This is a genomic window from Thauera propionica (genome assembly GCF_002245655.1).
Taxonomy (GTDB): domain Bacteria; phylum Pseudomonadota; class Gammaproteobacteria; order Burkholderiales; family Rhodocyclaceae; genus Thauera; species Thauera propionica.
Genome location: NZ_NOIH01000044.1, coordinates 1 through 9,649 on the forward strand (window position 1 = coordinate 1; position 9,649 = coordinate 9,649).

The following is a 9,649-nucleotide window of genomic DNA, read 5'->3' on the forward strand; positions in this document are numbered from 1 at the left end:
ACACCCACAAAGCCCCGACGAAGCCCTCGCTTCGCCCCTCCAGCACCATCACCGCCTCCGAAGAAACTGCGCCAGCGCTGAAAGAGGTGCGCATTATAGGGGGCCAGAACGCGGCGTCAAGCGGCAGATGAAAAGAATCTGGAACGCTCGCCCGCGAGCACCTTGCCGGCGTCGAGCGAGCGGATGGCGACCGAGGTGTCGGTGGGTATCAGGCCTGCAAGTTGAAGCTGCAGGTAGCGCGTACACGTGACGCGCAAGAAGGAAGTGAAGTTGGCGCGGTCGCCGAGCGCTCCCGCGTGGTCGAGTTCGTCATGCAGCCGACTGACAAGCTGGGGCACGCTCAAGCCATCGCGTGCGCCGATCTCCTCGAGCGTGTTCCAGTAGATGTTCTCGAGCCGCACGCTGGTGGCGACGCCGCGCAGGCGGATCGAGCGTGAGCGGCAAGCGTAGAGCTCGGGGTCGGCGGTGGTGAAGATCTGGCACATGGCTCGCTCCGCGACGGGTCGGGTTATTGAATCCTAGCGGGATTCTGCCCAAGCCGCCGCGGGCGAAAGCGGATCAGTGCGTGATCCGCGTACCGAGAACGACCAGGAACTGCGCGATCCAGGCCGGATGCGCGGGCCACGCCGGCGCGGAGACGAGATTGCGGTCGGTGACCGCGGCGTCGATCGCGATGTCTGCGTAACGTCCCCCGGCCAGTTCGACTTCGGCCCGGCAGGCAGGATAGGCGGAGCACAGACGCCCCTCCAGTACTCGGGCGCCGGCCAGCAACTGCGCGCCGTGGCAGATCGCGGCTACCGGCTTGTCGGCGTCGAAGAAGTGCCGGACCATCGCGACGACCGCATCATTCATGCGCAGATATTCGGGGCCGCGCCCGCCGGGGATCACGAGCGCATCGTAGTCTGCGGCGCGCACGTCGGCGAAGCTGGCATTGAGCGCGAAGTTGTGCCCGCGCTTCTCACTGTAGGTCTGCTGACCTTCGAAATCGTGGATCGCAGTAGCGATGACGTCGCCGGCCTTCTTGTCGGGGCACACCGCATGCACGGTATGCCCCACCGCCTGCAGCGCCTGGAAAGGCACCATCGTCTCGTAGTCTTCGCAGAAATCGCCGCAGATCATCAGAATCTTCTTGCCCATCGTCTCCTCCTTGTTATGGAAGCTGGCGGCTGAGCGCCGGCCCATGGCAGACCAACCCTGCCGCCGAGGCGACTGTGCGCGCACCGGAGCCGGGAAGGGTGGTAATCCGTTACGACGGGGAGACGCTGGAAAGAAAATGGGCCAGGTCCGCGAAGACCTGGCCCATCGAATTCCTTGGCGCGCCCGAGACGATTCGAACGTCCGACCCCTGCCTTCGGAGGGCAGTACTCTATCCAGCTGAGCTACGGGCGCGCGGTGCGTGGCGCGAAGGGCGCCACGTGAGGCGCGTAAGGATATAGCGCGGCGCATACAAAGTCCATGCCGCGCTGCCACAATGGTTTTTCGCCCGCTATAATCGCGACTTTCGCCTTGCGCCATAACACAAGTCAAAGGACTCGAGCATGTCGAACCATCGCGCTCTCACCCGCTTCGCAATGCCTGTTGTCGCCATGGTCGCAGCCGCAGCGCTGACCGGCTGTGGCAAGCAGAGCTCGGTCGATCCCGAGCTGACCGCAACCCTGATCCAGCCCGTCGCACGCGTCGAGATCCAGGCCGTCAAGGTCACGCCGGGCGCCCGCACCGGCGAGCAGATCTACAAGGCCATCTGCGCAGCCTGCCACGACTCCGGCGCCGTCGGCGCTCCGAAGACCGGTGATTCGGGTGCCTGGGCGCCCCGCCTCGCTCTGGGTCACGACGGCCTGACCAAGTCGGCCATCGCCGGCAAGGGCGCGATGCCCCCGCGTGGCGGCGGCTCTGACCTGACCGACACCGAAGTGAAGCGCGCGGTGGCCTACCTGGCCAACACCGCTGGCGCCAACTACACCGAGCCGCCGGTCGAGCAGTAATCGATCGCCCCGCCTGCGGGGACGCTCGCAGCAGAAAGGCAGCCTCGGCTGCCTTTTTCTTTGTCCGCTCCGCGACGCACGCGGGTGCTTCACCAAATCGTCAGCCGCCCTTCTCTCGCGACTCGAACATCGCCATCAGGTTCGCCAGGCGCGCCTTGCCTTCTTCCTTCGACACCGGCGCGGCGGTCTTGCGGTCGTTCATCTTGATGTCGTCGCCCATCTCGGCGATGAAGCGGCTCGGTTCACAGGGGCGGAACTCGCGACCCGACTTGCGGCGCTCGCACCACGTGATGTTGAGGCTGCGCTGCGCGCGCGTGATGCCGACGTACATCAGCCGGCGCTCTTCCTCGACCTTGTCCTCGTCGATGCTGCTCTGGTGCGGCAGCAGGCCTTCCTCCACGCCGACCAGGAACACGTGCGGGAACTCCAGCCCCTTCGAGGCGTGCAGCGTCGCCATCTGCACGCCGTCGAAATCCGGGTCTTCCTTGTCCAGCATCGACATCAGGGCGATGGTCTGGGTGAGTTCGATCAGGTTCTTGCCATCCTCCTCGCCCTTGCGCCCCAGCCAGCCGACAAAGTCGCGCACGTTGTTCCACTTGGATTCGGCCTCGCGCGTGTCGCAGTGCTCGAACAGCCAGGCCTCATACTGGACGGCGGCCAGCAGGTCTTCCAGCAACTGCGCCGCCGGCTCGCGCGGGGCCCGGTACTGCAGGCGGTTGATGAAGCCGGCGAACTCCTGCACGCCGTGCAGCTGCTTGGCGTTCAGGTGCTGGGTCAGGCCCTCCTCGAACACCGCCGCGAACAGACTGATGTGACGACGGCCGGCGTAGGCGCCCAGCGCCTCGAGCGTGGTCGGCCCGACGCCGCGGCGCGGCGTGGTGATGGCGCGGATGAAGGCGAGGTCGTCGTCTTCATTCACCAGCAGGCGCAGGTAGGCGATCAGGTCGCGGATCTCGGCCTTGTCGAAGAAGCTCTGCCCGCCCGACATCACGTAGGGGATGCGGTTGTTGCGCAGCTGCTGCTCGATGATGCGCGCCTGGTGGTTGCCGCGGTACAGGATGGCGTAGTCCTTGAAGCGCGTGCGGTGCTCGAACTTGTGCGCGGCGATCTTGGTGGCCACCCACTCGGCCTCGTGCTCGGCGTCGCGGCAGTTGGTCACGACGATCTGGTCGCCCGTGCCGTGCTCCGACCAAAGCCGCTTGTCGAACAGCTTCTCGTTGTTGGCGATGACCGTATTGGCGGCTTCCAGGATGCGGCGCGAGGAGCGGTAGTTCTGCTCGAGCTTGATCACCTTCAGCTTGGGGTAGTCCTGCTGCAGCAGCTTCAGGTTCTCGACGTCCGCGCCGCGCCAGGCGTAGATCGCCTGGTCGTCATCGCCCACCGCGGTGAAGGCGCCGCGCACGCCCGACAGCAGGCGCAGCAGCCGGTACTGGGCGCGGTTGGTGTCCTGGTACTCGTCCACCAATAGATAGCGCAGCTTGTTCTGCCAGCGCTCGCGCACCTCGGGGTGCTCGTCGAACAGGCGCACCGGCAGCGAGATCAGGTCGTCGAAATCCACCGCCTGGTAGGCGCGCAGCGTGCGTTCGTATTCCTTGTAGAGCCTGGCGGCGACCGAGGCGATCTCGTTGTCGGCCAGCTGCGCCGCTTCCTCGGGCGTGATCATCGCGTTCTTCCACGACGAGATCTGCCACTGCATCTGCTTGGCGATGCCCTTGTCGCTGTCGCCCGCCACGTCGGACACGATCTGCACCGTATCGGACGCATCCAGGATCGAGAACTGCGGCTTCAGCCCGCAATGCACCGCCTCCTGGCGGATGATGCGCACGCCCAGCGCGTGGAAGGTGCACACCGTCAGCCCGGTCGGCGCCCGGCCGCCCATGATGTGTGCGACGCGCTCCTGCATTTCCTTGGCCGCCTTGTTGGTGAAGGTGATGGCGGCGATGTTGCCCGGGTTCAGCCCGCACTCGTTGATCAGGTGGGCGATCTTGTGCGTGATCACCCGCGTCTTGCCGCTCCCCGCCCCGGCCAGCACCAGGCAGGGGCCGTCGAGATAACGGATGGCTTCGCGCTGGGGCGCGTTGAGGAGGGCGGACATCGTGGCGGGGGCGTGACCAGAAAACAGAAGCCGCCCGGCCGGGCGGCTTGGCGCGCAAGTTTAGCCGATCATGCCGGCACGCTGCGCCCCCTTACATCTGCACCGCGGCAAGGCCTTACAGCGCGCCGAACACCTTCTTCGCCAGGCTGCCCGCCGCACCCATCGGATTCTTGCGGATCGCGCGCTCTTCCTCGGCAATCATCAGATACAGCCCGTCCAGCGCCTTGCGCGTCACATAGCCTTCGATCTTCGCGTCCTCGCCCTTGACCAGACCCACGCCTGCCGCCTGGCCGGCCAGCTGGTTGTACTGGTTCGACACCGCCAGGCGCTCGGTGTGCTTCTTCACCACCGGCATGAAACGCTGCGTCAGCGCGTCCTGCGTCTTGCTGCGGAAGTACTGCGTCACCGAATCGTCGCCCCCGGTGAGGATGGCCTTGGCGTCCTGCACCGTCATCGACTTCACCGCCGCCAGCAGCAGCGCCTTGGCCTCGGGCACCGCTGCCTCGGCCGCGCGGTTCATCGTCGTCACCAGCTGGTCGACGTCCTTGCCGCGGCCGGCCATGCGCAGCAGCGGCTCGGCCTGCTGCAGCACGCCGGGCAGCGGAATCTTCACCTTCGGGTTCTTCAGGAAGCCGCCGTCGCGGCCCAGCAGTTCCACCGCCCGGCCCGCCCCTTGGGTCAGCGCCTCCTTCAGCCCGCCGGCCGCATCGGCGTTGCTCAGGCTGCCCAGGTCCAGCGCCCACGCCGGCGCACTCACCAGCAGGATCGCAATAGCACGAAGAATGGCACGCATCAGCTTCTCCCCAAGTTTCCGCAATTCAGATATCCAAGGTGCACAACGATACCCCTGTTGCACGCGCTGCAAGATCGAACCTTTCACCGCCACCCCGCCTCAAACCCCGCAAATGCGCGATCCGCCGGCCAACGCAACGGGTGACATCCGGGGCCGGCTCGCGGACAATCGCGGCGCATCCCGCCCAACCGGAATCCGACATGAAGATGAAGATCCTGGCCGCCGTCGCGGTCGTCGTGCTCGCCATTGCCGGCGCCTTCGTATTCACCCAGAAACCGGCCGCCCCGGACGTGGCCTTCAACACCCTGCAGGGCCAGAGCTTCCGCACTGCCGACCTGCGCGGCAAGGTCGTGCTGGTGAACTTCTGGGCCACCACCTGCACCACCTGCATCAAGGAAATGCCCGGCCTGCAGGCCACGCACGACAAGTTCAAGGCGCGCGGTTTCGAGACCGTCGCCGTGGCCATGGACTACGACCCACCGGCCCAGGTCGCCGCCTACGTCGAACGCAGCGGCCTGCCCTTCACCTTCGTGCTCGACCGCGACGGCAGCATCGCGCGCAGCTTCGAAGGCGTGCGCCTCACGCCCACCACCTACATCGTCAACAAGCGCGGCGAGATCGTGCAGAAGATCCTCGGCGAGCCCGACTTCACCAAGCTGCACGCCCTCATCGACCAACTGCTGGCGGAGTCTGCCTGACGATGCGATCCCGTTCCGGTCTGATCGTCGCGCTGCTGTTGTGCCTGCCCCTGCTCGCCCACGCCCAGCGCGCGGGCAGCGTCGGCGGCTGCGACATCCGCCGCGGCACGCTGTGCACCAACGCCAACCTCAACGGCGCCGACCTCGTGGGCGTCAATCTGGCCAACTCGCAATTCACCCGCTCCGACCTGTCGGGCGCAGACCTCAGCGGCGCCACGCTCAACGAGGCCAACTTCTCCAGCACCGAGCTCACCGGCACCAACTTCAGCGGCGCCTCGATGACGCGCATCAACCTGCGCGCCGCGCGCCTGGGTCAGGCAAAGCTGGTCGATGCCGACCTGCGCAACGCCGTGCTGCAGAACGCCGACCTGCACCAGGCCGACCTCACCGGCGCCCGGCTGGCCAATGCCGATCTCACCAACGCGCGGCTCGAGGGCGCCATCCTGAACAACGCCGACCTGCAGCGCGCCAACCTGCGCGCGGCCAAGCTCAAGGGGGCGTCGCTGGTGGGGGCCAACCTGACGGGCGCCATCCTCACCCGCGCCTCGCTGGTCGATGCGGATCTCACCGGCGCAAACCTCGACCAGGCCATCTTCCTCAACGCCCAGACCGACGGCTGCACCGGCTGCCCCTGAACCGGGCGGCCTGATACGGCAGGCGCCTTCAGCGCCGCAGCGGATTGCGCAGCGCCTCGACGATGCGCGCCGCGATCGCCTGCACGTGCAGCGTCTCGCACGCGGCGCCGATCTCCACCGCCTCGCGCGGCATGCCATAGACCACGCACGAAGCCTCGTTCTGCGCGATGGTGAAGGCCCCGGCGCGGCGCATCTCCAGCAAACCCAGCGCGCCGTCCTTGCCCATGCCGGTCAGCAGCGCGCCCACCGCGTTCCCGCCCGCCGCGCGCGCCACCGAATGGAACAGCGCATCCACCGACGGCCGGTGGCGATTCACCGGCGGGCCGTTGGAAAGCTCCAGCACGTAGTGCGTGCCGTTGCGGCTCACCGCCAGGTGCGAATGCCCCGGCGCCAGGTAGGCGTGGCCGGCGCGCACGCGCTCGCCGTGCTCGGCCTCCTTCACCCGCACCGCGCACAGGCGGTCCAGCCGCTCGGCAAAGGCCTTGGTGAAGCGCTCGGGCATGTGCTGCGTCATCACGATGCCGGGCAGGTCCGCCGGCAGGCCGCTCAACACCTCACGGATCGCCTCGGTGCCGCCGGTCGAGGCGCCAATGGCGATCAGCCGGTCGGCGCCTTCGATGCGCAAGGGCGAGGGTCTGTGCATGGCGCTCCTCAAGTCCGCACCGCGCCGGCGGGCGTGTAGACCGTGTGCCCCAGATTGCGGAACAGGTCGGCGTGGTGCTGGAAGCTCTCGGAATGGCCACAGATCAGCAGGCCGTCCGGGCGTAGCATTGGCTTGAAGCGCTCCAGCAGCTTGCGCTGCGTCGGCTTGTCGAAATAGATCATCACGTTGCGGCAGAAGATCACGTCCAGCGGCCCGCGCACCGACCAGGTGGGCTCGAGCAGGTTGATCTTGCTGAAGCGGATGCGCTCGATCAGCTCGGGCTTCGCCCGCGCCATGCCGGCCGGCACCCCGGCACCCGTGATGAAGAAGCGGCTCTGGCGCTCGGCGCTCATCGCGCGCACGCGCAGCAACGGGTATTCGCCGCGCTGCGCCTGCGCCAGCACCTGCGTGTCGATGTCCGACGCCAGAATCTCCACACGCCGCGTCGTCGGCAGCGCCTCGGCCAACGTGATCGCGATCGAATACGGCTCCTCGCCGGTCGAAGACGCCGCGCACCACACCCGGAACGGCTCGTGCGCCGGCCGCTTGCGCGCATGGTCGGCGAGGATCGGGAAATGGTGCGGCTCGCGGAAGAAGGACGTCAGGTTGGTCGTCAGCGCGTTGATGAAAGCCTCGCGCTCGGCCCCGCGGTCGCGCTCGACGAAATCCAGGTAGGCCTGGAAGCTCGTGTGCCCGGTCGCACGCAAGCGCCGCACCAGCCGGCCATACACCAGATCCTGCTTCAGATCCGACATCGAGATGCCCGCCAACTGGTAGATCAGCCGGCGCGCCTGCTGGAACTCCCGGTCCGAGAACGGAAACTCCCGCGTCTGCCGAATCTGGGTGGTCTGCAACTGGAAGTCGCCGAGACGTTTCTCCATTCCCTCTCGCCCTGCGCCATGAACTGTCCGTGGATATTAGCACCGGCCCGATTCCCGCGCCGTCACTGATGTTGAGGCAGATCGAGCGGCGTGTGAAAACGCACACGTAGCTCACCGGGTTCGGCGCCATGCCCGAGAACTATGTCGCACGCGCAATCAACATGACCATGACCTGAAGTATTGCCCCAAGCATAATCGCGGGATGACACGTCGAAGCCGCAGATCCCGGCGCGAACCGGGCCTCATCGAGATCGCCGCCACCTCCGACTGGAAAGTCTCCGCGGGCATGTCCGCCTTCTGCGCGCTGGCGGGCGGCGTCATCATCCCCGCCCTTTTCGGCGGCAGCCGGATTCTGGCCTCGCTGGTCATCATGCTCAGCCCCATCGCATGGATCATGGCCATCGCGTTCGGGCTCATCTCGCTGATGCGCTACCTGAAGACACGGCACACCCCGGCCTCCTCCGCAACGCGCACGCCATCCAGAGCGGAACCCATCGCACGCAGCGCGCCTGCCAGCACCCCAGTCAGCCCGCCCCTGTCCAGTCTCGACAAGGCCTTCCTTCGCTGCGCTGCCGAACCGTCCGCGACCGAGGCCGTCGCCGAACGCCCCACCGCGTGGTCACGCGAACTCATCGACCGCATCGAATGGAAGCGCTTTGAAGACCTCTGCTGCGAGTTCTACCGCATCAAGGGCATCCGCGCGGAAACGACCCGCCTCGGTGCGGATGGCGGCGTCGACATCCGGCTCTTCCAGGACAACAGCGATCCACAACGCTGCACCGCAGTCGTGCAATGCAAGGCATGGAACCAGGCCGTCGGCGTGAGGGCCGTGCGCGAACTGCGCGGCGTCATGGCGCACGAGAAGGTTGAGAAGGCCTTCTTCATGGCCCCCAACGGTTTCACCGACGACGCCCGCGCCTTCGCCGCCGAAAACCGCATCACCCTGCTCGACGGCAAGCTCTTTCTCGCGATGCTCGAACGCCTGCCGGCGGAACCCCGCCAGCAATTGCTCGACTTCGCCACCGCGGGCGACTGGACCACCCCCACCTGCCCGTCCTGCGGCATCAAGATGACCGCGCGCGACAGCAAGCGCGGCGGCTTCTGGGGCTGTGTCAGCTACCCAAAATGCCGCGGCACGCTGCCGATGCGCGCCGCCGCGACCTGAAACCTCGTGCCGGAGCACGAATTGCGAACCAACTACGTCCTCATCGACTTCGAGAATGTCCACGTCAAGTCGCTCGACCTGCTGACGGCAGAACACTTCAAGGTCATGGTCTTCCTCGGCCCGAAGAACACGAAGCTGCCGGTCGACCTCGTCCTTGCCATGCAGAACTTCGGCGCGCGTGCAGAGTACGTCCAACTCGAAACGGCCGGAACCAACGCCCTCGATTTCCACGTCGCCTTCCACCTTGGGCGTCTTGCCGCCGCGGACCCAACCGGGTTCTTTCACATCATCTCGAAGGACACCGGGTTCGATCCGCTCGTACAGCATCTAAAGACGCGCAACGTCTTCTCGGCACGCTCCGCGTCGATCGAGGGGATGCCCTGCTTTCGAACCACACCCGCCGCATCTCTCGCCCCACCCCCAAGCCCCCCGGAACCCGCCACGCCTTCACCCCCCAACACCACGCCCTTCGATGAGCTGTGCGCAAAGGTCATTGCGCACCTGCGCAACATGAAGCACGCCAAGCCGGCAAAGCAGGCCACGCTGCACAGCACGATTCGAACGAAGCTCGGCAAGGACGTCCCGGCCTCAACCGCCGACATGATCTGCTCGGAACTGGTCAAGCGCGGTCATTTGAAATTGAATGGCGCAAAGGTTCTGTACTCCCTACCCGCGATTGAATGAATGGACAGTTAATACCAACTGTCAATAGCCGGCCATTATGCCCAGTTCCCAGTTATGAACAGTTGCGGTGCGG

At 66.4% G+C, this 9,649-nt stretch carries 11 protein-coding genes and 1 tRNA gene; 5 read left to right on the forward strand and 7 right to left on the reverse strand.

Annotated features, from left to right (window positions below):
• Window positions 1-116: 116 nt before the first annotated feature.
• The 3 genes from CGK74_RS18340 to CGK74_RS18350 all read right to left on the reverse strand — a co-directional run bounded on the left by CGK74_RS18340 (window position 117) and on the right by CGK74_RS18350 (window position 1,389).
• Window positions 117-485 (reverse strand): ribbon-helix-helix domain-containing protein, encoded by a 369-nt coding sequence (locus CGK74_RS18340; RefSeq protein WP_094269803.1) that lies wholly within the window; start codon window positions 483-485, stop codon window positions 117-119.
• A gap of 73 nt (window positions 486-558) precedes the next feature.
• Window positions 559-1,137, reverse strand: coding sequence for a DJ-1/PfpI family protein (locus tag CGK74_RS18345; protein WP_165770116.1), 579 nt, complete (start codon window positions 1,135-1,137; stop codon window positions 559-561).
• A 175-nt stretch (window positions 1,138-1,312) separates the two neighbouring features.
• Window positions 1,313-1,389, reverse strand: a tRNA-Arg gene (locus CGK74_RS18350).
• Between the two features lie 149 nt (window positions 1,390-1,538).
• Here CGK74_RS18350 and CGK74_RS18355 point away from each other — a divergent pair.
• Window positions 1,539-1,982, forward strand: coding sequence for a c-type cytochrome (locus CGK74_RS18355; protein ID WP_094269805.1), 444 nt, complete (start codon window positions 1,539-1,541; stop codon window positions 1,980-1,982).
• 100 nt (window positions 1,983-2,082) lie between these two features.
• On the opposite strand, the gene CGK74_RS18360 is transcribed toward CGK74_RS18355, so the two are convergent.
• Both CGK74_RS18360 and CGK74_RS18365 read right to left on the reverse strand, forming a co-directional pair.
• The gene (locus CGK74_RS18360) at window positions 2,083-4,077 is read right to left on the reverse strand and encodes a UvrD-helicase domain-containing protein (protein ID WP_094269806.1); all 1,995 of its coding nucleotides are present in this window, start codon (window positions 4,075-4,077) and stop codon (window positions 2,083-2,085) included.
• A gap of 115 nt (window positions 4,078-4,192) precedes the next feature.
• A complete protein-coding gene (locus tag CGK74_RS18365; protein ID WP_094269807.1) occupies window positions 4,193-4,870 on the reverse strand; it encodes a DUF4197 domain-containing protein in 678 nt (225 codons plus the stop codon).
• 200 nt (window positions 4,871-5,070) lie between these two features.
• Here CGK74_RS18365 and CGK74_RS18370 point away from each other — a divergent pair, with 200 nt between their 5' ends.
• Both CGK74_RS18370 and CGK74_RS18375 read left to right on the forward strand, forming a co-directional pair.
• The gene (locus tag CGK74_RS18370) at window positions 5,071-5,568 is read left to right on the forward strand and encodes a TlpA family protein disulfide reductase (protein ID WP_004261265.1); all 498 of its coding nucleotides are present in this window, start codon (window positions 5,071-5,073) and stop codon (window positions 5,566-5,568) included.
• A gap of 2 nt (window positions 5,569-5,570) precedes the next feature.
• Window positions 5,571-6,203, forward strand: coding sequence for a pentapeptide repeat-containing protein (locus CGK74_RS18375; protein ID WP_094269808.1), 633 nt, complete (start codon window positions 5,571-5,573; stop codon window positions 6,201-6,203).
• Between the two features lie 28 nt (window positions 6,204-6,231).
• Here the strand turns inward: CGK74_RS18375 and CGK74_RS18380 are convergent, their stop codons facing one another.
• Window positions 6,232-6,846: a chemotaxis protein CheB gene (locus CGK74_RS18380; RefSeq protein WP_206186292.1), complete on the reverse strand. Its 615-nt coding sequence runs from the start codon at window positions 6,844-6,846 to the stop codon at window positions 6,232-6,234.
• 8 nt (window positions 6,847-6,854) lie between these two features.
• Window positions 6,855-7,727 (reverse strand): CheR family methyltransferase, encoded by an 873-nt coding sequence (locus tag CGK74_RS18385; protein WP_094269810.1) that lies wholly within the window; start codon window positions 7,725-7,727, stop codon window positions 6,855-6,857.
• A gap of 202 nt (window positions 7,728-7,929) precedes the next feature.
• Between CGK74_RS18385 and CGK74_RS18390 the strand changes: the two genes are divergently transcribed.
• Both CGK74_RS18390 and CGK74_RS18395 read left to right on the forward strand, forming a co-directional pair.
• Complete coding sequence (locus CGK74_RS18390) at window positions 7,930-8,892, forward strand: restriction endonuclease (protein WP_094269811.1); 963 nt, start codon at window positions 7,930-7,932, stop codon at window positions 8,890-8,892.
• Window positions 8,893-8,913: 21 nt separating this feature from the next.
• Window positions 8,914-9,576 (forward strand): PIN domain-containing protein, encoded by a 663-nt coding sequence (locus CGK74_RS18395; protein WP_094269812.1) that lies wholly within the window; start codon window positions 8,914-8,916, stop codon window positions 9,574-9,576.
• The last annotated feature ends 73 nt before the right edge of the window (window positions 9,577-9,649 follow it).

Bases quoted from the DNA above. Each gene is read 5' to 3' on its own strand.
- CGK74_RS18345 (WP_165770116.1), bottom strand. From the start codon at position 1,137: ATGGGCAAGAAGATTCTGATGATCTGCGGCGATTTCTGCGAAGACTAC.
- CGK74_RS18385 (WP_094269810.1), bottom strand. From the start codon at position 7,727: ATGGAGAAACGTCTCGGCGACTTCCAGTTGCAGACCACCCAGATTCGG.
- CGK74_RS18355 (WP_094269805.1), top strand. From the start codon at position 1,539: ATGTCGAACCATCGCGCTCTCACCCGCTTCGCAATGCCTGTTGTCGCC.
- CGK74_RS18365 (WP_094269807.1), bottom strand. From the start codon at position 4,870: ATGCGTGCCATTCTTCGTGCTATTGCGATCCTGCTGGTGAGTGCGCCG.
- CGK74_RS18340 (WP_094269803.1), bottom strand. From the start codon at position 485: ATGTGCCAGATCTTCACCACCGCCGACCCCGAGCTCTACGCTTGCCGC.
- CGK74_RS18370 (WP_004261265.1), top strand. From the start codon at position 5,071: ATGAAGATGAAGATCCTGGCCGCCGTCGCGGTCGTCGTGCTCGCCATT.
- CGK74_RS18390 (WP_094269811.1), top strand. From the start codon at position 7,930: ATGACACGTCGAAGCCGCAGATCCCGGCGCGAACCGGGCCTCATCGAG.
- CGK74_RS18360 (WP_094269806.1), bottom strand. From the start codon at position 4,077: ATGTCCGCCCTCCTCAACGCGCCCCAGCGCGAAGCCATCCGTTATCTC.
- CGK74_RS18380 (WP_206186292.1), bottom strand. From the start codon at position 6,846: ATGCACAGACCCTCGCCCTTGCGCATCGAAGGCGCCGACCGGCTGATC.
- CGK74_RS18375 (WP_094269808.1), top strand. From the start codon at position 5,571: ATGCGATCCCGTTCCGGTCTGATCGTCGCGCTGCTGTTGTGCCTGCCC.